The following is a 24,295-nucleotide window of genomic DNA, read 5'->3' on the forward strand; positions in this document are numbered from 1 at the left end:
CTACTCTGCGACCACGATTCGAATCTCCGGGTCGGCCGCGTCGGTCGGCTCGCCCCGGCTGACGAACCAGTGGGTGACCTCGCCATCGGCTAGGTCATCGGCGATATCGCCGCCGGTCGGGAGGACCGAGAGGGCGCCTGCCGTTGCCGCGACCAGGAACTCCACGAAGGCCGCCGGGCCGGAGGCCGCAGTGGTGAACGTGGTCGACTCGTAGTCGATGCCGTACTCGTCGCGGACCTGGCCGGCCCTGCCGAGTGCCTCGGCCTGGCTGAGCACGACCGGTGTGCCGTCGGTGACCAGCACGAAGGCGGGATGCTCCTCGGCGAGCGGGCGGACCCGATCCGAGTAGGAGACGGGATGCGCTGGTGCGGCGGCCAATTCGGCCTGCACCTGCGGATCCGATGGCACCAGCCACCACACCGCACCCGAATCCACCGGATCGAGGGTGATGGCGAAACCGGCTCCCGCGTCCTCGATCTCGGTGACCGACTGTGCGAACAGGCAGGCGGCGCCCGCCTTCTGCGCGGCCCACACCGCGACCACCGCGTCCACCGAGCGCGGCAGCGCCACCGCGACGATGTCACCGGGGCCCGCACCGCGCGCGATGAGCACCCTGGCCAGCTGCGAGGATCGGCGATCCAGGACGTGGTAGGCGATTTCGTCGCCGTCGACCAGGAGCGCGGGCGCCTCGGGGTCCGCCTCGACGACTTCGGCGAGCACCCTGGCCACCGTCCGAGCACCGACCCGCCCGACGTCCGGCGACGCGGCTGCCGTGCTGCCGGATTCGGCGAGCAGGCGGGTGCGTTCGCCGCTGTCGAGGATGTCGATGGCGCCGACGAGCCCGGTGGGATCGCCGAGCAGCGCCGCGAGCACCCGAATCAGCCGCGCGGACAGGGTTTCCACCTCATCGGCGGTGAACCTGCTGACCAGGTACTCCAGTGTGAACTCGAGCGTCGCCTCGGCGGTCACCTGCAGGGTCAGCGGGTAGTGCGCCGCGCTCTCGACACTGACATCGGTGACCGACATGCCGTCGATCGAACTCGCCGCGGCGATCGCCTCACGGTCGATCGGATAGGATTCGAACACCACCAGGGTGTCGAACTGCGAGCCGGCGCCGGCCACCCGCTGGATGTCGGTCAGCCCGACGTAGTGGTGGTCGAGCAGTTCGGTCTGTTCACGCTGCAACCGCTTCAGCTGATCGTCGACGGTCGCGTGATCATCGATGCGCACCCGCACGGGCAGCGTATTGATGAACAGACCGACCATCGATTCCACGTCGGGCAGTTCGGCCGGCCTGCCGGACACCGTGGCGCCGAAGACCACATCGTCGCGGCCGGTAAGCCGGCCGAGCAGGATGCCCCAGGCCGCCTGCACCACAGTGTTCACCGTGATGCCGAGTTCGGCACAGTGCTTGGACAGCTGCTTGGTCCGGTCGGCGTCGATCTCGGTGACGTGCTTGCGGGTCTCGTAGGTTTCGGCCGAACGGGACGGTGGCGCCAGCTCGGTGGGCTCGGTGACGCCGTCGAGCGCCTGCGCCCAGGTGCGCAGCGACGTCTCGACATCACGCCCGGCGAGCCAGTCGAGGAAGCTGCGGTAGGACGCCACCTGCGGCAGCGCGGCTTGATCGCCGTGGACCGCATACAGCACCAGCAGATCCCGCATCAGCAGCGGCATCGACCAGCCGTCCAGCAGGACGTGGTGGGTGGCGATGGCCAGGTGCCACTGCTCGGCGCCGGTGCGCAACAGCGTGTAACGCACCAGCGGCGCGACACTCATGTCGAACCGGGTCGCCCGATCGGCAACCAACTGCCGCCGAAGTTCCCCCGCCCGTTCGCCTTCCGGCAGATCGGTGAGATCGACCTCGCGCCACGGCACTTCGAGTCGATCCAGCACCACCTGCACGGCCTGGCCGTCGGAGTCGGTGGCAAAAGCGGTGCGCAGGTTGGGGTACCTATCCAGGATGGCCTCTGCGGCCGCGCGCAGGCGGTCGATCTGCACGGTTCCGCTCAGGTGCACCACGGCCTGCATGGTGTAGACGTCCACGGTGGCCGCGGTCATCAGCGCGTGGAAGAGCAGACCCGATTGCAGCGGCGAGACCGGCCACACTTCCTCGAGCCCCGGGTATGCCTGCTCCCATCGCTCGATATCGCTCTGACCGACCTGCACCAGTGGCAAATCCGACGGCGTGAGGCCACCGGCATCCGGCCGCTGCGCGTGCTCGGCCAGCGCGGTGAGCGCGGCGACCCAGAGATCCGCCAGCTCCTGCACCTGCTCCGCGCTCAGCAGTCTGGTCGGGAAGGCGAACGTGGCAGCCAGCTTCGGGCCGTCTACACCGTCGACGACGTTCGCCTCGATATCGACCACACCGTTGGCGGGCGCCTCGGCATCCCGTTCGGTGGCGATCGCGATCGGCGGCAGGCCACGGAAGCGGAAACCGACCTGACCGACGTCGAGCAGACCGAGCAGACCGTGGCCGACACCCTGGTCTGGGACGGCGAGCAGTTGTTCCTTGACGGTCTTGACGATGCCGCTCACCGCACTTCCACCGGCGAACGCGTTATCCAGATCGGCCTCACCCAGATCCAGCCGGGCCGAGTAGGCGGTGGTGAACGAACCGATTGTGCGCGACAGCTCCGCGCCACGCATCGCGGCGCGGGCGTCACCCTCGAGCCGGATCAGCACTGCGCCGTCCTGCCCGCGCCAGCGCACCAGCGCCATGGCCAGTGCCGACAGCAGCCCGTCGGACACGCCGCCGTGGTACAGCTCCGGAATCATGGTCAACACCGAATCCGTGACAGCGGCAGGCAATTCGACCTGCACTCGTGCCACCGTGGCAACGGTGTCGATCGCCGGGTCGAACGGACGCGCCCCGAGTACCGGATCCGCCGTCGCCGAAACCTCTTGCCAGAATGGCAGTTCGGCAGCACGAGCGGCGGCCTCGTCGGCCAGCCCATGCGCCCAGCGGCGCAGCGAGGTGCCGGCAGCGGGCAATGCGACCGGCAGCCCGGCGGTGAGCTGTGCGGCCGCTTGCGCCAGATCAGCGACCAGGATCCGCAACGATGGACCGTCCGCCGCGAAGCGGTGGGCGACGATCAGCAGTTCGTCGCCACGGTTTTCGTCTGTGAAGATCAGCCGCACGAACTGCGCCATGACACCGTTCGCCGGATCGAGTCGATCGGCAGCGGCGCTGCGTTCGGCATCTACGGTCCGCGCCAGTTCCGCGTCGTCGACCAGTACCTCGTGCACGAGTCCGTCGATATCGGGACCGCTGTCGAGCGCTTCGAAGACCCAGTCCTCGTCCACTCGACGCAGGCGCGTGCGCAGGGCATCGTGCTGGTCGACGACCGCCGCGATCGCCACGATCAGGGATGCCCGATCGAGTGCGCCTGGCAGTCGCAGTGTCGTCGCCTGCGAGAATCGCTGGTAGGCAACCTCATCCGACAACACCGCCGCGATGCTCGGCGGCAGCGGGATCTCGCCGACACCGCCGCCGGCCAACTCCTGCAGTCGGGACTGCTCGGCATCGGCGATCGAGGTGGCGATCGCCGCGAGCCCGGCGACGCTGCGCTGGTCGAAAACATCACGCACGGAGAACAGCACGCCACCTGCCTTGGCCCGCGACACCAGCTGGATCGACAGGATGCTGTTGCCGCCGAGTGCGAAGAAGTCGTCGTCGGCGCCGATCTGCTCGACACCGAGCACGTCGGCGAACACGCTCGCCACCGTTCGCTCGACCTTGGTCACCGGCGCGCGGAAGACGGCCTGTTCGAAGGCCGGTTCCGGCAGCGCCTTTCGATCCAGCTTGCCGTTGGCGTTCAGCGGCAGGGCGTCGAGCACCACGAACGCGCTCGGCACCATGTAAGACGGCAGTTCCGCGCTGAGCGCCGACTGCAGTGCCTGCTCGTCGAACTCGCCTGCGGTGGCCGCAACGATGTAGGCGACGAGACGATCGCCGAGGCCGGGATCGGTGCGCGCGAGCACCGCCGCCGAGATGATCGCGGTCTGCCGCAGCAGTGCGGCCTCGATCTCACCCAACTCGATACGGAACCCACGGATCTTCACCTGGAAATCGGTACGACCCCGATACTCCAACTCACCAGCAGCATTCCACACCACCACATCACCCGTGCGATACATCCGAGCAGCAGGCTCGAACGGATTCGCCACAAACCGCTCCGCCGTCAGATCCGGCCTACCGAAATAACCACGCGCCAACTGCGCCCCCGCCAAATACAACTCACCAGCCACACCCGCCGGAACCGGTCGCAACCGCGCATCCAACACGAACACCCGACTGTTCCACTCCGGCACACCGATCGGCACCAACACCGAATCCGCGGCACCGACCCGGTGACTGGTAATCGACACCGCCGCCTCGGTCGGACCATACAAATTGAACAATTCAGCAGCGTTATCACGCCGGAACCGCTGCGCAGTCGCCGCCGGCAACGCCTCACCAATAGCCAGCACCCGACGCAACGACTCCGCAAGGCGCCCGCCCGACTCGGTCAGCAACGCATCCAACATCGACGGCACCACATGCAACGTGGTGACGGCCGTGTCACGCATCAACTCGTTCAGATACACCGGATCGCGATGCCCATCGGCAGCCGCGATCACCAACCCACCACCACACACCGCCGCCGACCAGAACTCCCACACCGAAAGATCGAACGTCGCCGCCGTCTTCAGCAACACGACATCCTCGACACCGAGACCGAACTCACTCGACTTCCACAGCAACTGATTCGCGATCGCACCATGCGAAACCGCGACACCCTTCGGCTGACCAGTCGAACCCGACGTGAAGATCACATACGCCGTATTCGCGGCAGACAGCGCGCCGAGCCGCTCGTCCGCGACCACCGGGGCATCCGAGTGCGGCGACAAGTCCAATTCATCGATCACCACGGAATCGACCGTCGCGGAGGTGAATCCCTCGCGACCGGTGGTCAGCACACACACCGGACGGGCGGTCTCGAGGATGTAACCGATCCGCTCCACAGGCTGATCCGGATCGACCGGCACATAGGCCGCACCGGCTTTGGCGACCGCGTACATCGCGACGATGAGGTCGACTGACCGGCGGATCGCCAACGCGACCCGGTCCTCCGGCCCGACACCGCGCCCGATGAGGTACCGCGCCAGTCGATTCACATGCGAATCAAGTTCGGCGTAGGTCAGCTGCAGCTTGCCGCCGGTGGGCACATCGGCGACCAATGCGATCGCATCCGGCGTCGCCGCCACGGTCGCGTCCAGCAGCGATACCAGCGTCGCGGCCGAATCGACCTCATGCGCCGTATCGTTCCACCCGCTGAGAATGCACTCGCTCTCGTGCACCGCCAGCAGATCGATCTCACCTACGGCCACCGAGCCGTCGGCGATGACCGCATCGAGTACTCGCACGAATCGGTCGACAAACCCGCGCACCGTAGACTCGTCGAACAAGTCAGTGGCGTAACCGAATTCGGCAAGGATCACATCCGGCGTGCCGTCCTCGGCGTAGCGGTCGAAAACGGTGACATGCAGGTCGGTCTTGGCCAGCTGCGCGCCGAAGTCGACCGCACTCACCGACAGCCCGGGCAGCTCGAAGTTCGCCTCGGCCAGGTTCTGGAACGAAAGGCCCATCTGGAACAGCGGATTGCGCGCGGTCGAGCGCACCGGGTTGAGCACCTCGACCAACCGCTCGAACGGCACATCGGCATTCGCAAATGCCTGCAGATCCCGCTCCCGAACATCCGCGAGCAGATCGGCGAAGGTGTCGCCAGGCTCAACAGTCGTACGGAAAACCAACGTGTTGACGAACATGCCGATCATATCGTCGAGTTCGCGTTCGCCGCGACCCGCGATCGGGGTACCCACCGCGATATCGTCGGTGCCCGACAGGCGGGCCAGCAGCACCGCCAGTGCCGCGTGCACGACCATGAACAGCGAGGCGTTACCGGCCCGCGCCAACTCGTGCAGGCGGGCGTGCGTATCCGCTGGGATCTCGAAACGAATCGCGCTGCCGCGGAATGACTGCGCGGGCGGGCGCGGGCGGTCCGAGGGCAGCTCCAGCTGATCCGGCAGCCCGGCCAGCGCCGACTGCCAGTACGCGATCTGCTGTGCCGCAAGCGATTCCGGATCGTCCTCGGAGCCAAGCACCGAGCGCTGCCACAGCGCGTAATCGGCGTACTGCACCGGCAGCGGAGCCCACTGCGGTGCCGCACCGGCCGAGCGGGCCACATAGGCGACCATCAGATCGCGGGCCAGCGGCCGCATCGACGCGCCATCGGCGGATACGTGGTGGGCGACGAACGCGATCACATGCTCGTCCGGAGCCAGCCGGAACAGGCCCACCTTCAATGGCACTTCGACGGTCACGTCGAAGGTCGTCATCGCGAACTCGATGACGGTACGGATCAGATCCGACTCGGCGACATCGGTGGCGCGCAGCGCGGGCACAGCCTGCCCCGCGGGCCAGATCACCTGGTACGGCCCATCGTCGGACTGCGGATAGGTGGTCCGCAGCGACTCGTGGCGGGTGAGGATATCCCCGATCGCCTGCTCCAGCGCGGCCACGTCCAGCGCGCCCGACAGTCGCACGGCGAACGGAACGTTGTCCACCGCTGAAGCGGCCGTGTCGAACTGGTTGAGGAACCAGTACCGCTGCTGCGCGGGTGAGAGCGGAATGCGTTCGGGCCGCGGACCGGCGACCAGCGCTGGCCGGGCCCTGCCTGATCCGGCGTTGCGTTCGACCCTGGCGGCCAGCGACTCCACGGTCGATGCCTCGAACAGGTCGCGGACCGGAAGATGGGTGTCCAGTGCGGCGCCCAGCCGTGCGGTCACCTGAGTGGCAACCAGCGAGTTGCCGCCGAGCGCGAAGAAATCATCGTCCGCGCCGACCCGTTGGATTCCGAGCACGTCGGCGAATACGCTCGCGACGATCTCCTCGACCGGTGTTGCGGGAGCACGGAATTCCCGGCCGGTGAATTCCGGCGCAGGCAATGCCCTTCGGTCGAGCTTGCCGCTGGCGTTCAACGGGAATGCCGCCAAGACCACGATGGCCGCCGGCACCATATACGCCGGAAGAGCTTCCGAGATAGCGGCCAGCAGCGTGCGCTGCTCGGCCGTCTGCCCCGGCTGCGCCACCACATAAGCCACCAATTGATCGCCCAGGCTCGATCCAGCCACCAGCGCCACCGCCTGGCTCACCATCGGCTGGGCCAGCAACGCCGTTTCGATCTCGCCCAACTCGATCCGCTGGCCACGGAACTTCACCTGGAAATCGGTGCGCCCGATGTACTCGAGCCGATGCGGAAGGTCACCGATCTGCTCGCGCCACACGACGAGGTCGCCCGTGCGATACATCCGTTCACCCTCAGCAAACGGATTGGCAACAAACCGATCCGAAGTGAGGTCCGGCCGCGCCACATAACCACGCGCCAACTGATCACCGGCAAGATACAGCTCACCCGCCACCCCGGCTGGCACCGGACGCAACCGCGAATCCAATACGAAGACCTGAACATTCCACTGCGGCAACCCGATCGGCACCGTACGCTCGTCACGCCCGCCCGCGGGCCAATAAGTCACCGACACCGCGGCCTCGGTCGGCCCATACAGGTTATGCAGCGCCGCATCCGACACCGCCCCCCACGCCGTCACCGTCTCCGGCGGCAGCGCCTCACCAATCACGAACACATCCCGCAGCGTCGAGCACGAACCCAACACCGACTGCGCCGCGAACACCGCCAACATCGACGGCACAAAGTCGGTGACAGTCACCCGATGGGTCGCGATCATCTCCGCCACATACACCGGATCCCGATGACCATCGTGAGTGGCCACGACCAGCTTCGCCCCCGCCCGCAGCGGCATGAAATAACCCCACAACGACACATCGAACGTCGTCGCTGTCTTCTGCAAATACACATCGTCGGCGCCGAGCGGATACTCCGCGAGCATCCACTCGATCTGGTTGTTGATCGCCGCGTGCGAAACCGCGACACCCTTCGGCCGACCAGTCGAACCCGACGTGAAGATCACATAGGCAGGATTCGCCTGCGACACCGGACGCAGCAGTTCCCCGGCGCTGACCGGCTCGCCCGAGTACGGGTCGAGATCGACGGTGTCGAGGAAGACCACCTCGGCCCGCGACACCGGAACCTGGTCCGCCGTCGTGGTCAGCACGCAGGCAGGCCGCGCCGTATCCAGGATGTGCTCGATGCGCTCGGCCGGGTGATCGGGATCCAACGGCACATACGCGCCACCCGCGGCCACGATCGCATACATTCCGACAACCAGGTCCAGCGAACGCCGAACCGCAAGGCCAACCAGCGACTCCGCGCCAACACCCCGCGAAATCAACAGCCGCGCAAGCCTGTTCACCCGCTCGTCGAATTCTCGGTAGGTCAGTTCGATACCCTCGAACGACACGGCCACCGCATCCGGATACGCCGCCGCGGCCCGCCGATACCCATCCAGCAGCAACTCCGGCGCCACCTCGTGCGCGGTGTCGTTCCAGCCAAGGACAATGCGTTCCCGCTCCGCGACCGCTAGCAAGTCGATCTCACCCACCGGCACCGCGGCGTCGGCAATGATGGCATCCAGCACTACGACGAAGCGATCCGCGAACCCCTGCACAGTCGCCTCATCGAACAAATCGATGGCGTAGGTGAACACACCGGCGATGCCCGAGGGCGTCCCCGACTCGTCGTAGGTGTCGGTGAGGATCAGATGCAGGTCGAACTGCGAGATCCGGGCATCGAAGTCCACACCCGACACCGAAAGCCCCGGCAATTCGAGGGTGGTCACGGCTAGGTTCTGGAATGACAATCCCACCTGGAACAGCGGATGCCGCGCGGTCGACCGCGCGGGGTTGAGCACCTCGACCAGCCGCTCGAACGGCACATCCGCGCTCGCGAACGCCTGGATGTCCAGATCGCGCTGACGCTCGAGCAGATCGGTGAACGCCTCACCGGATTGCACACGACTGCGGAACACCAGCGTGTTGATGAACGTCCCGATCAGATCGTTCAGCGCGGCCTCGCCACGCCCCGCCATCGGCGTACCGATCGCGATGTCGTCGGTACCCGACAACCGCGCGAGCAGCACCGCGAGTGCGGTGTGCACGACCATGAACAGCGTCGCGCCCTCCGATTGCGCCAACTCCATCAAACCGCGATGGAGATCGGCGTCGATGCCGACCTGCACGGTGCCACCCGCGAACGACTGCGTCGGCGGTCGCGGCCGATCGGTGGGCAGATCCAACTGTTCGGGCAGATCCGCAAGCGCCGTCCGCCAGTAGGCCACCTGGCTGGACATCAACGAAGTCGGATCGTCCTCGCGGCCGAGCAGTTCGCGCTGCCAGATGCTGAAGTCGGCGTACTGCACCTCGAGCGGCGACCAGTTCGGCGCCTCCCCCATCGACCTCGATACATAGGCGGTCATCAAATCTCGCACCAGCGGCCCGACCGACGAGGCGTCACCGGCGATGTGGTGCACAACCATCGCGATCACGTATTCGGGAGTTGTTCCGGCGCCCTCGATCTCGAACAGCGCGACCCGCACCGGCACATCCCTGGTGACATCGAACGGCATCGAAATCAATTCCACCACAGTGGATTCAATATCCGCAGGAGCGATGGATCGCATCTCCAGCGACAGAGTCGCCTGAGTCGCCGGCAGAATCACCTGCGCCGGGTCGCCATCGACCGCCGGATACACCGTGCGCAGGATCTCGTGCCTGCCCACCAGATCCACGATCGCCGCATGCAGCGCGGGAACATTCAGCGAACCGGTCAACCGCACCGCGATCGGCACGTTGTAAGCCGCCGACTGGGTGTCGAACCGGTTGAGGAACCACATCCGCTGCTGTGCCAGCGACAACGGAATCCGCTCCGGCCGCGGACCCGCCACCAGCGCCAAACGTCCACCGGTACCCGCCTGCTGCTCGACCCGAATGGCCAAGGTCGCGACGGTCGGGGCCTCGAACAGCAACCGCACCGGAACACGCGTGTCCAGTGCGGCGCCCAGCCGTGCGGTCACCTGAGTGGCAACCAGCGAGTTGCCGCCGAGCGCGAAGAAATCATCGTCCGCGCCGACCCGTTGGATTCCGAGCACGTCGGCGAATACGCTCGCGACGATCTCCTCGACCGGTGTTGCGGGAGCACGGAATTCCCGGCCGGTGAATTCCGGCGCAGGCAATGCCCTTCGGTCGAGCTTGCCGCTGGCGTTCAACGGGAATGCCGCCAAGACCACGATGGCCGCCGGCACCATATACGCCGGAAGAGCTTCCGAGATAGCGGCCAGCAGCGTGCGCTGCTCGGCCGTCTGCCCCGGCTGCGCCACCACATAAGCCACCAATTGATCGCCCAGGCTCGATCCAGCCACCAGCGCCACCGCCTGGCTCACCATCGGCTGGGCCAGCAACGCCGTTTCGATCTCGCCCAACTCGATCCGCTGGCCACGGAACTTCACCTGGAAATCGGTGCGCCCGATGTACTCGAGCCGATGCGGAAGGTCACCGATCTGCTCGCGCCACACGACGAGGTCGCCCGTGCGATACATCCGTTCACCCTCAGCAAACGGATTGGCAACAAACCGATCCGAAGTGAGGTCCGGCCGCGCCACATAACCACGCGCCAACTGATCACCGGCAAGATACAGCTCACCCGCCACCCCGGCTGGCACCGGACGCAACCGCGAATCCAATACGAAGACCTGAACATTCCACTGCGGCAACCCGATCGGCACCGTACGCTCGTCACGCCCGCCCGCGGGCCAATAAGTCACCGACACCGCGGCCTCGGTCGGCCCATACAGGTTATGCAGCGCCGCATCCGACACCGCCCCCCACGCCGTCACCGTCTCCGGCGGCAGCGCCTCACCAATCACGAACACATCCCGCAGCGTCGAGCACGAACCCAACACCGACTGCGCCGCGAACACCGCCAACATCGACGGCACAAAGTCGGTGACAGTCACCCGATGGGTCGCGATCATCTCCGCCACATACACCGGATCCCGATGACCATCGTGAGTGGCCACGACCAGCTTCGCCCCCGCCCGCAGCGGCATGAAATAACCCCACAACGACACATCGAACGTCGTCGCTGTCTTCTGCAAATACACATCGTCGGCGCCGAGCGGATACTCCGCGAGCATCCACTCGATCTGGTTGTTGATCGCCGCGTGCGAAACCGCGACACCCTTCGGCCGACCAGTCGAACCCGACGTGAAGATCACATAGGCAGGATTCGCCTGCGACACCGGACGCAGCAGTTCCCCGGCGCTGACCGGCTCGCCCGAGTACGGGTCGAGATCGACGGTGTCGAGGAAGACCACCTCGGCCCGCGACACCGGAACCTGGTCCGCCGTCGTGGTCAGCACGCAGGCAGGCCGCGCCGTATCCAGGATGTGCTCGATGCGCTCGGCCGGGTGATCGGGATCCAACGGCACATACGCGCCACCCGCGGCCACGATCGCATACATTCCGACAACCAGGTCCAGCGAACGCCGAACCGCAAGGCCAACCAGCGACTCCGCGCCAACACCCCGCGAAATCAACAGCCGCGCAAGCCTGTTCACCCGCTCGTCGAATTCTCGGTAGGTCAGTTCGATACCCTCGAACGACACGGCCACCGCATCCGGATACGCCGCCGCGGCCCGCCGATACCCATCCAGCAGCAACTCCGGCGCCACCTCGTGCGCGGTGTCGTTCCAGCCAAGGACAATGCGTTCCCGCTCCGCGACCGCTAGCAAGTCGATCTCACCCACCGGCACCGCGGCGTCGGCAATGATGGCATCCAGCACTACGACGAAGCGATCCGCGAACCCCTGCACAGTCGCCTCATCGAACAAATCGATGGCGTAGGTGAACTCGGTGACGATCGCCGCGGGGGTGCCGTCTTCGGCGTACCGGTCATACAGGGTCACCTGCAGATCGGTCTTGGCCATCTGCAAATCGAAATTGACTGCACTGGCAGTCAACCCGGGCAGCTCGAACGTCGTCTCAGCGACGTTCTGGAACGACAGACCCACCTGGAACAGCGGGTTTCGCGCCGTGGAACGCACCGGGTTGAGGACCTCGACCAGCCGCTCGAACGGCACATCCGCATGCGCGAACGCCTCCAGATCTCGCTCCCGCACATCCGCAAGCAGCTCACTGAATCGTTTACCACCATCAACCTTGGTGCGGAACACCAAGGTATTGACGAACATACCGATCAAATCATCGAGTTCGCGCTCACCACGACCGGCGATCGGTGTACCCACCGCAATGTCATCGGTCCCGGACAACCGGGCAAGCAGCACCGCCAATGCCGCGTGCACAACCATGAACAACGACGCATTGTTGGCCCGCGCCAGTTCCCGCAGGCGCACATGCCGGTCCGCCGAGATCTCGAAGCGAATCGCCTTACCTTGGAACGACTGTGCGGGCGGACGCGGCCGGTCCGTGGGAATCTCCAGCTGATCCGGCAGACCGGCCAGTGTGGTCTTCCAGTAGGTGGCCTGCTTGGCGGCCAGCGATTCCGGGTCTTCCTCGGAACCGAGCACCGCACGCTGCCACAGCGCGTAATCGGCGTACTGCACCGGCAGCGCGAGCCACTGCGGCACCTCGCCCTGCGCCCTTGCCACGTACGCGGCCATCACGTCGCGGGCCAGCGGGCCCATCGAGTAGCCGTCGGCCGCCACGTGGTGCACGGTGAACGCCAGCACGTGGTCGTCGGCGGCAATCCGGAACAGCGCGACCTTCAACGGCACCTCGACGGTGACATCGAAGGTGGTGAGCGCGAAATCGATGACCGTGCCGATCAGATCGGCCGCGTCGATATCGGCCACGGTCAGCGTGGGCGCGGTCAGCGCCGCGGGCAGGATCACCTGGTGCGGGCCGTCGACCGAGCTCGGGTAGGTGGTCCGCAGCACCTCGTGGCGCGCGAACACATCACCCATCGCGTGCTCCAGTGCGGCCACGTCCAACGCGCCGGACAGCCGCACGGCCAGTGGAATGTTGTCCACCGCCGAGGTGTCCGTGTCGAACTGGTTGAGGAACCAGTACCGCTGCTGCGCAGGCGAGAGCGGAACCACCGTTGGCCGCTCGCTTGCCACCAGTCGCGCCCGGATCCGGCCGGATCCGGCATTTTGCTCGGCCTTGGTGGCCAGCGCACCGACGGTCGACGCCTCGAACAGGTCGCGGACCGCCAGCTGCGTGTCCAGCGCGGCGCCGATGCGTGCGGTTACCTGGGTCGCCAGCAGGGAGTTGCCGCCGAGCTCGAAGAAGTCGTCGTCCAGTCCGACCCGGGCTACGCCGAGGACGTCGATGAACACGCCTGCCACGATCTCCTCGATCGGGGTGGACGGCGCGCGGAACACCTTGGCCTCGAAGACCGGCGCGGGCAATGCCTTACGGTCCAGCTTGCCGGAGGCGTTGAGCGGGAACTCCTCGAGCACCACCAACGCCGAGGGCACCGTGTACGCGGGCAGCTCGGCGCCGAGCTCCGCGCGCACCCCGTCGATATCCACCGAACGCCCTGCGGCCGCAATCACATACGCCACCAACTGGTCGCCGAGACGATCGTCGGAGCGAACGACCACGACCGACTGGGCGATCGAATCCAGCGCCGTGAGGGCGGACTCGATCTCACCGAGCTCGATGCGCAGACCACGCAGCTTCACCTGGAAGTCGGTGCGGCCCAGGTACTCCAGCTCACCGTTCGCGGTCCAGGTGACCAGGTCACCGGTGCGGTACATGCGGGCGCCGTCAGCGTCGAACGGGTTGGCCACAAACCGGTCCGCGGTCAGGCCGGGACGCGCCACATAACCCCGGGCCAACTGCTCGCCCGCGAGATACAGCTCACCCGCGACACCCACCGGAACCGGGTGCAGACGCGAATCCAGCACGTACACCTGAGTGTTGAACACCGGAGCGCCGATCGGCACCGACACGGTGTCGGCATCGATGACCTCGTGGAAGGTCACGTCGACGGCGGCCTCGGTCGGGCCGTACAGGTTGTGCAGCCAGACACCGGTCAGCTCACGCAACCGCTGCGCGGTGACCGCGGGCAGCGCCTCACCGGAGGCGAAGACGTTGCGCAGATCCACGCATTCGACCACCCGGTCGTCTTCCACGAATATCGACAGCATCGACGGCACGAAGTGCACCGTGGTGACCTGCTCCTCGGCGATCACCCGGGCCAGATACACCGGATCACGGTGACCGTCGGGCTTGGCGACGACCAGGCGCGCACCGACCTGCAACGGCCAGAAGAATTCCCATACCGACACGTCGAAGGTCGCGGGCGTCTTCTGCAGCACCACGTCGCCGCGATCCAGGCCGTACTCGGCCTGCATCCACACCAACCGGTTGACGATCGCGCCGTGCGATACGGCGACGCCCTTCGGGCGACCGGTCGAACCGGAGGTGAAGATCACGTACGCGATGTTGAATGGGCGCAACGGTGCTCGCCGTTGCGCATCGGTCACCGCGGCGTCCGAGTAGGCCGACAGATCGAGTCCATCGATCTCGATCGCCATCGTGATCCCGGCGTCGAAGCCGTCACCCGCCGTCGTCAGCACGCAGACCGGATCGGCGGTCTCGAGCACGTAATTGGTGCGATCGGCCGGATGGTCCGGATCCAGCGGCACATAGGCGCCACCCGCGACGCTCACCGCGTACATGCCGACCACCAGCTCGATGGACCGGCGCATACCGAGCGCGACCATCGTGTCCGGTCCGACGCCCAGCGAGATCAGGTGTCGCGCGAGTCGATTCACCCGAGCGGTGAATTCGGCATAGGACAGACTCGTCCCCTCGAACGTCAGCGCGGTCGCCTTCGGGGTCCGGGCGGCCTGCGCCTGGAACATCGACACCAGTGTCCCCGCAGCGGAGCCCGTGGCGCGATCGCCCAAGGCCGCGACGACGTCGTATTCCGTGTCGTTCCAGCGCTCGATCACCCGGGTGCGCTCGGGCGCGTCCAGGAGGTCGATGTCACCTACCGCGACAGCCGAATCCGCGACCACCGCGTTCAGCAGGCGAACCAGCCGCCGCGCCACGCTTGCGATGGTGCGCGCATCGAACATGTCCGTCGCATAGGCGAACTCGGCGGTCATGCCGTCGGCGGAGCCGTCCGAGCCGAAGCGGTCGGTCAGGTTCAGATGCAGATCGAACTTGGCGGTCACCACATCGAGCGGGACGCTCGCGACCTCGAGACCGGGTAGTTCGAAAGACGCCTGCCCGGTGTTCTGGAACGACAGCATCACCTGGAACAGCGGATGCCGCGCCTGCGAACGCGCCGGGTTGAGGATGTCGACCAGCCGCTCGAACGGCAGGTCCGCATGGCTGAAGGCGGCCAGATCGGTTTCCCTGGTGCGCGCCATCAGATCGGCGAACGATTCGGCGCCGTCGACCGGCGTGCGCAGCACCAACGTATTGACGAACATACCAATCGCGTCGTCGAGCACGGCCTCGCCACGGCCCGCGACCGCGGTGCCGACGGCGATGTCGTCACTGCCGGACAGGCGTGCGAGCAAGGCCGCGAAGGCCGCGTGCACCACCATGAACAAGCTCGCACCCTGTGCCCGGGCAAGCTTGTTGAGCTCGCGCAGCAACTGCGCGTCGAGCGTGAACTCGTACACGCCACCGCGATTCGACGCGACGGGCGGACGGGAACGGTCCGACGGCAGATCCAGCTGATCGGGCAGCCCGGCCAGACTCTTGGACCAGAACTCGACCTGCTGCGAGATCAACGACGCCGCATCGTCTTCGGAGCCGAGCGTTTCGCGCTGCCACAGCGCGAAATCGGCGTACTGCACCGGCAGCGGCGCCCACGCGGGCGCCTCACCGCGCGAACGCGCCGAGTAGGCGACCATCACGTCGCGGGCCAGCGGCCGCACCGACCAGCCGTCACCCGAGATGTGATGCATCACGAACACCAGCACATGCGTCGCAGGCTGCGAGCCATCCATCGAACCGGCGATCCGGAACAGCTTGGCGCGCATCGGAGCTTCGGCCGTGACATCGAATCCAGTCAGGACCAGCTCGCTCACGCGTTCGGCGATCTCGGCCTCGGACACCTCGATCGGGAACAGGTCGGGCAGCTCATGCCCGGCGGGCAGTACAACCTGCACGCCATGGCCGTCGGAGGTCTCCGGGTAGACGGTGCGCAGCACCTCGTGCCGGTCCACCACATCCGCGACCGCTTGACGCAGCGCCTCGGTATCGAGGACACCGGTCAGCCGGACGGCGAGCGGAATGTTGTTGACCGCCGTCTGATTGTCGAACCGGTTGAGGAACCACATCCGCTGCTGCGCCAACGACAACGGGATGATCGCGGGGCGCGGCCCGGCCACCAGTTCGCGGTGTCCGCCGGTACCCGAGTGCGCCTCGACCCGTGCGGCCAGCGCGCCGACGGTCGGCGCGTCGAACAACGCGCGCACCGGAATCCGGGTGCCCAGCGCGGTGCCGAGGCGCGCGACCACCTGGGTGGCGATCAGCGAGTTGCCGCCCAGATCGAAGAAGTCGTCGTCCAGGCCCACCGGGCGCTCCGCGTCGGCCGGGAGACCGAGCACGTCGGCGAAGGTGTTGGCTACGAGTTCCTCGACCGGCGTGGACGGTGCGCGGAACTCCTTGGCCTCGAAGACCGGATCGGGCAGGGCGCGCCGATCCAGCTTGCCGTTGGCGTTGAGCGGCATGGCATCCAGCACCACGATCGCCGCCGGCACCATGTACGACGGAAGCGTCGCGGCCAGGTGTACTCGGACCGCGGCTGTATCCACCGGTTCGGCTCCGGCGGGCACCACGTAGCCGACCAACCGGTCGCCGAGGCGCTCGTCGGAGTTGACCACCACGACGGCCTGGGACACCGATTCGTGTGCGGTGAGCGCGGATTCGATCTCGCCGAGCTCGATGCGCAGACCGCGCAGCTTCACCTGGAAGTCGGTGCGGCCCAGGTACTCCAGCTCACCGGCCCGGGTCCAGGCGACCAGGTCACCGGTCCGGTACATCCGCGCGCCATCGGCGCCGAAGGGGTTGGCCACGAAGCGATCCGCGGTCAGATCCGGACGCGCCACATAGCCGCGCGCCAGCTGATCGCCGGCGAGGTACAGCTCACCCGCGACACCCACCGGAACCGGCTGTAGCCGCGAATCCAGCACGTACACCTGGGTGTTGAACACCGGAGCGCCGATAGGCACCGATACCGTGTCGGCATCGACGACCTCGTGATAAGTCACGTCGACGGCGGCCTCCGTCGGGCCGTACAGGTTGTGCAGCCAGACGCCGGTCAGGTCGCGCAACCGCTGCGCGGTGACCGCGGGCAGCGCCTCACCGGAGGCGAAAACATTGCGCAGATCTACGCATTCGACGGCCCGATCTTCGTCCTCCACGAACACCGACAGCATGGACGGCACGAAGTGCACCGTGGTGACCTGCTCCTCGGCGATCACCCGGGCCAGATACACCGGATCACGGTGACCGTCGGGCTTGGCGACGACAAGGCGCGCGCCAACCTGCAAGGGCCAGAAGAACTCCCACACCGACACGTCGAAGGTCGCCGGCGTCTTCTGCAACACCACATCGCCGCGATCCAGGCCGTACTCCGCCTGCATCCACACCAGCCGGTTCATGATCGCGCCGTGGCTGACCGCGACACCCTTAGGGCGACCGGTCGAACCGGAGGTGAAGATCACATAGGCGGTGTTCGATGGCCGCAGCGGCGTCGACCGTTCCGCGCCGGCCACCGGCTCCACCGAGTAGGCCGACAGATCCAGCTGATCGATCTCGATGACAGCGGTCTGCCCCTCGAGCTCGAACTCGTCGCCCGAGGTGGTCAGCACGCACACCGGATCGGCCGTATCGAGCACGTAGCCGATGCGTTCGGCGGGCTGATCGGGGTCGAGCGGAACGTACGCGCCGCCCGCCTCGAGCACCGCGTACATGCCGACCACCAGATCGATGGACCGCCGCATGCCGAGCGCGACCAGGGACTCGGGACCGACACCCAGCGAAATCAGGTGCCGCGCCAACCGATTCACCCGTCCGGCGAACTCGCCGTAGGACAGGCTCGTCCCCTCGAAGGTCAGCGCGAGCGCCTTCGGTGTGCGTGCGGCCTGTGCCTCGAACATCGAGACCAGCGTCGCGGGCTCGACCTCGTGCGCGGTGTCGTTCCAGCCGCGCAGCACCTGATCGGTTTCCCGCTCGTCGAGCAGCGAGATATCGCCGATGGCCCGATCCGGTTCGGCCGCAACGGCCTTCAGCAGCCGGTTGAAGCGGCGGCCGAACTCGGCGATCGTCTTGCGGTCGAAAAGGTCGGTGGCGTAGATCAGTTCCGCGCTGATCCCGAATGGCGGGACGGCCGCACCGGCGCCGTTCGACGTGCTGCCCGGCGCCTCGTTATTCTCCGAAAGCACCAGCTGCAGATCGAACTTGGCAACGTCGATAGGCAGATCGACACCGCCGACGGTCAATCCGGGCAGCTCGAGGCTGTTGCGGCCGAGGTTCTGGAAGGCGAGCATCATCTGGAACAGCGGGTGACGCGCCTGCGAACGCGCCGGATTCAGGATTTCGACCAGCCGCTCGAACGGCAGGTCCGCATGCCCGAACGCGGCGATATCGGTGGCACGCACCGACCGAAGCAGGTCGGTGAAGGTCGCGTCGCGGTCGATCGGGGTCCGCAGCACCAGGGTGTTGACGAACATGCCGATCAGGTCGTCGAGCGCGCGCTCGCCGCGGCCCGCGATCGGGGTGCCGATCGCGATGTCGTCCGCACCGGACAGCCGCGCCAGCAGCACCGCGAGCGCGGTATGCGCGACCATGAACAGCGTCGCGCCCCTGGTGCGGGCGAGTTCGGTGAGCCTGCCGTGGGTTTCGGCCTCGATCTCGAAGGCATGCGTCGCACCGTGGCCCGACGCCACCGCCGGACGCGGCCGGTCGGCGGGCAGGTCGAGCTGGTCGGGCAGGCCGCGCAGGGTGTTCGACCAGTACGCGACCTGTTGCGCGATCACCGAATCCGCGTCGTCCTCGGAACCGAGCACCGCGCGCTGCCACAGCGCGAAGTCGGCGTACTGCACCTCCAGCGGCCGCCAGGCGGGCTCGCCGCCGTCGACGCGCGCGGCGTAGGCGGTCATCACGTCCCTGGTCAGCGGACCCATCGAGAATCCGTCGGCCGAAATGTGGTGCACCACAAGGGCGAGCACGTGTTCGGTCGGGCTGATCTCGAACAGCCGGGCCCGGAACGGCACCTCGGCGGTGACATCGAAGGCGGTCCGCACGACTTCCGAAAGCCGCAGCGGCAGTTCGGCTTCGGTGACATCGATCGGGGAAAGGTCGGGGATCACCTTGCCGGTCGGGACGGTCTGCTGATACGCGGTGCCGTCGACCTCCGGATAGAAGGTGCGCAGCGATTCGTGCCGCGCGAGCACGTCGGCGACCGCGATCTGCAGCGCCTGCCGGTCCAGCAGGCCCGACAGCCGCACGGCGGCCGGGATGTTGTCGACGGCGGACTCCGGATCGAAGCGGTTCAGGAACCACATCCGCTGCTGAGCCAACGACAGCGGCACCCGATCGGGACGCTGCTGCGGGACCAGCGCAGCCCGCGCACCGGCGCCTGCGCGGGTCTCCGCGCGGGCCGCGAGCGCACCGACGGTGGACGCCTCGAAGAGCTCACGGACACCGAGATCGGTGTCGAGGGCGGCCGACAGCCGGGCGGCCACCTGGGTGGCGCTCAGCGAGTTACCGCCGAGCGCGAAGAAGTCGTCGTCCAGGCCGACGCGTTCCAGCCCGAGCACATCGGCGTAGGTGGCCGCGATGATCTCCTCGACCGGTGTGGTCGGCGCGCGGAACACCGCGGCCTCGAACACCGGCGCGGGCAACGCCTTACGGTCCAGCTTGCCGGAGGCATTGAGCGGGAACTCGTCGAGCACGATCACCAGCGACGGCACCATGTAGGAGGGCAGCTGCCTGCCCAGGTCCTCGCGGATGGTCTCGATGTCCATCTGAACCTTGGGCGCCGCAATGACATACGCCACCAGCTGGTCGCCGGTGTGCAGATCACTGCGCACCACCACGACGGACTGCGCGACTTCCGCCAGTGCCGTCAGTGCCGATTCGATCTCACCGAGCTCGATACGCAGACCACGCAGCTTCACCTGGAAGTCGGTGCGGCCTAGATATTCGAGTTCACCGTACTCCAGTCCGCCTGCGGGAGGGGAGCCTGCGGAGCGACCAACCGTCCAGGCCACCAGGTCGCCGGTGCGGTACATGCGCGCACCGGCGGGGCCGAACGGATTCGCCACGAAGCGATCGCTCGTCAGATCCGCGCGTGCGACATAGCCGGTCGCCAGCTGGGCGCCGGCCAGGTACAGCTCACCCGCGACACCGACCGGAACCGGCCGCAACCGCGAATCCAGCACGTACACCTGGGTGTTGAACACCGGCGCACCGATCGGCACGGTGTCCACATCGGCGCCGGTCACCTCGTGGAAGGTGACGTCGACCGCGGCCTCGGTCGGGCCGTACAGGTTGTGCAGCGCCGCGCCGGTCAGCTCGCGCAACCGGTGCGCGGGTTTGGGCGGCAAGGCCTCACCGGAGGCGAACACCAGTCGCAGCGACGCGCACCGCGCCGCGGCTGCCTCGGCCACGAACACCGCGAGCATGGACGGCACGAAGTGGGTGACGGTGACGCGTTCAGTCGAGATGATCTCGGCCAGGTAGGCCGGATCCCGGTGCCCGTCCGGCTTCGCCACCACCAGGCGCGCGCCGATCTGCAACGGCCAGAAGAACTCCCACACCGACACGTCGAAGGTGGCGGGCGTCTTCTGCAGCACCGCGTCGGTGTCGGTCAGCCCGTAGGCAGCCTGCATCCACACCAGGCGGTTCACGATCGCGCCGTGGCTGACCGCGACACCCTTCGGGCGACCGGTCGAACCGGAGGTGAAGATCACGTACGCGGTGTTCGACGGCCGCAGCGGGGTCCGTCGCTGCGCGTCGGTCACCGGCTCGTCGGACACGCCGTCCAGGTCGAGCAAATCGATGCGCACCTGCGCGGTGTCGATCTCGAGATCGTCGCCGGAGGTCAGCACGCACACCGGATCCGCCGTGTCAAGAATGTATTCCGTGCGCTCGGCCGGATGATCCGGGTCGAGCGGCACGTACGCGCCACCGGCCACGGTGACCGCGTACATACCGACGACGAGATCGATGGACCGGCGCATGCCAAGGGCCACATACGATTCCGCGCCGACGCCGCGTTCGATCAGCCAGCGCGCCAGACGATACACCCGGCCCGCGAACTCGTCGTAGGACAGACTCGTCCCATCGAACGTCAGCGCGGTGGCGTCGGGCGACTTCGCCAGCTGCGCCTCGAACATAGAGACGAGCGTCACCTGCGCATCCACCTCGTGCGCGGTGTCGTTCCAACCGGCCACGACCAGGTCACGCTCGGCGGTGTCCAGCAGTTCGATATCACCAACGGCCACACCGGGTTCGGTGGTCATGGTGGTGAGCACCCGGACCAGACGGTCGGCGATCCGGCGGACGGTCTGTTCGTCGAACAGGTCGCGCAGGTAGCCCGCGCGGATCCGCAGCCGGGTGTCCAGCTGCGCGATCAGGGTCAACGGGTAGTGCGTGGCGTCGGCCGCGTCGAGGCCGACGACCGCCATGCCGTCGATATCCGCGGCCTGCGCCTGGATGCCCTCGGCATCCACCGGGTAGGACTCGAACACCACCAGCGAGTCGAACAGCCCGCCGATGCCCGCGGCGGACTGGATTTCGGCCAGACCGACGTAGTGATGATCCAGCAGATCCGCCTGCTCGCCCTGGGTCCTGGTCAGCAGCTGCCGGACAGACTCGGACGGATCGAAGCGCACCCGCACCGGGACGGTGTTGATGAACAGGCCGACCATGGATTCGACACCGGTCAGCTGCGCGGGGCGGCCGGACACGGTGGTGCCGAACAGGACGTCGTCGCGGCCGGTCATGCGGCCGACGAGGATGCCCCACGCGGTCTGCAGGACGGTGTTCGGCGTGACGCCGAGCGAGCTGGCCAGGGCGCTGAGCCGCGTGGTCGCCGATTCGTCGAGGTCGAAGAAGTATTCGCCGGACAGCGCGGTGATTTCGCGGCCCGCGTCGGGCCGAGCCAGCAGCGTCGGCTCGGTGACGCCGCTCAGCGCGTCGCGCCACACCTCCACCGAGGCCGAAAGATCCTGCTGCGCGGTCCATTCCAGGAAGTTCCGGTAGGAGCGCACCGCGGGCAGCATGCTGACATCGGCGTGCGCCGCGTAGAGCACCAGCAGATCCCGCATGAGCAGCGGCATGGACCAGCCGTCGAGCAGGATGTGGTGGTTGGCCACCACGAACTGCCAACGGTCCGGCGCGACCTGGATCAGCGTGAACCGAATCAGCGGCGGCGCGGTCAGATCGAAGCGCCGCATGCGGTCGGCGGCGATGAGGTCATCGGACTCACCGGACGCTATGCGATCGTGTTCGGCCCACGCCACCCGGACGCTGTCGAGCACCACCTGAACCGCATTGCCGTCGTTATCGGTGACGAACGCGGTGCGCAGGTTCTCGTAGCGATCCACCAAAGCCTGTGCTGCCGACCGCAGTCGGGTCGTGTCGACCCGGCCGGTGAGAGTCAGCACCGCCTGCCCGGTGTACACGTCCACCGAGCCGGCGGCCAGGCGGGCGTGGAACAGCAGACCGGCCTGCAATGCCGAGAGCGGCCAGACATCGGCCAGCGCCGGGAAACGCTGCTCCCAGCTATCGATATCGCGCTGCGTGCTGCGCACCAGGGCGAAGTCGGACGGGGTGTGGCCTCCCGCGCCAGCCGAATTAGCGTGCCGGGCAACCGCTTCCAGTGCGGTGGTCCACAGATCGGCGAACTCGCGCACCTGTGCGGCATCCAGCAGGGTCGACGGGTAGCCGATATTCGCGGTCAGCTTGTCGCCGACCACGATGGCGTTGATGTCCAGCGGCGCCATCGCGGGCATATCCGCGTCGTAGGCGCCGCCCAGCGCGCTGAGTTCCGCGGCCGGGATCCAACCGAAGCCACGCAGCGCCTCGGGAACATCCCCGTCGGAGACGCGGCCCAGGTAGTTGAAGCTCACCTGGCCGGGTAGGTCGGTGGGCAGCTCGGTGGCGGTCCGGCCGTTCAGGTAGCGCAGCAGGCCGTAGCCGACGCCCTTGTCCGGCACGGCCAGCAGCTGCTCCTTGACCGCCTTGACGGCCTTGCCCAGCGCCGGGCCGCCGGTGAGCGCGGCGTCGACATCGATGCCGGACAGGTCGAATCGGACCGGGAAGATCGCCGTGAACCAGCCGACGGTGCGGGAGAGGTCCGCGCCGGGCACGACGTCCTCTTCGCGGCCGTGGCCTTCCAGTCGGATCAGCAGCGAATCGTCGGACCGGGCGCCGGTGCGGCGGGCCCGCCACTTCGCGGCCGCCAGGGCGAGCGCGGTGAGCAGACCGTCGTTGACGCCGCCGTGGAACAGGGCCGGGACGGTAGTGAGCAGGGCCTTGGTGACCTCGGCGGATACCTCGACCTGGAGCTTGTCGGTGACGCCGGAGGTATCGACCTCCGGATCCATCGGACGATCGGTCAGCAGCGGTTCCACCGCGCCGACCACCGAACGCCAATAGTCGAGTTCGGCCACGCGCTCGGCACTTTCGGCCTCGCGCCGCAGTGCGTCGGCCCAAGCCCGCATCGAGGTGACGGGCGCGACGAGCTCGGGCGCCTGGCCCGTGGTGAGCTGACCCCAGGCCGTCACGAAGTCAGGCACCAGGATGCGCCAGGAAACACCGTCCACGACAAGGTGATGCGCGACGACGATCAGTCGGCCACTGCGGCCGCTGCCCGACGGCTCCAGCCACACGAACCGAACCACCACGCCCGCAGCCGGATCCAATCGATCCAACGAGGCATCCAGTGCCGCGGCGGCGATCTCGACGAGCTCGGCATCATCGACGCCCGCATCGAACTCGGTCCGGTCGATCAGCGCATCCGCGTCGACGGTGCCCGGCGCCGCGGTTTCGACGATCCAGTCATCGCCGTCGTGCTTGGGTTCGATGACCGCTCCGCGAGCTCCGCGGTGGAGCCGGGCCCGCAGCATGTCGTGCCGGTCGATGACCGCGCCAACAGTCTTCGCGATGCCCGCACGGTCGATGCCGACCGGAAGTTCCAGCGCCATCGTCTGGTTGAAGCGACCGAACGAACCGCGCCGCTCCGCCATGAACCGCACCACCGGCGTCAGCGGCATCGGACCGACGCCGCCACCGGCCAATTCGGCCAGCACCGGCTGCCTAGCATGGGCGCCTTCCGCG

The 24,295-nt window shown here is 67.3% G+C and carries 1 protein-coding gene (cut by a window edge); it reads right to left on the bottom strand.

The window, feature by feature from the left end:
* Positions 1 to 24,295, bottom strand: the 3' portion of a protein-coding gene (locus ACV7NQ_RS12450; protein ID WP_463365641.1) for a non-ribosomal peptide synthase/polyketide synthase. Its footprint extends 19,349 nt past the window's final position; 24,295 of the gene's 43,644 nt are visible here — the last part of the coding sequence; the start codon falls outside the window, past its right edge — the gene reads right to left on this strand; the stop codon is at positions 1 to 3.

The sequence above is a fragment of the Nocardia sp. Tas62D01 genome (assembly GCF_055232035.1).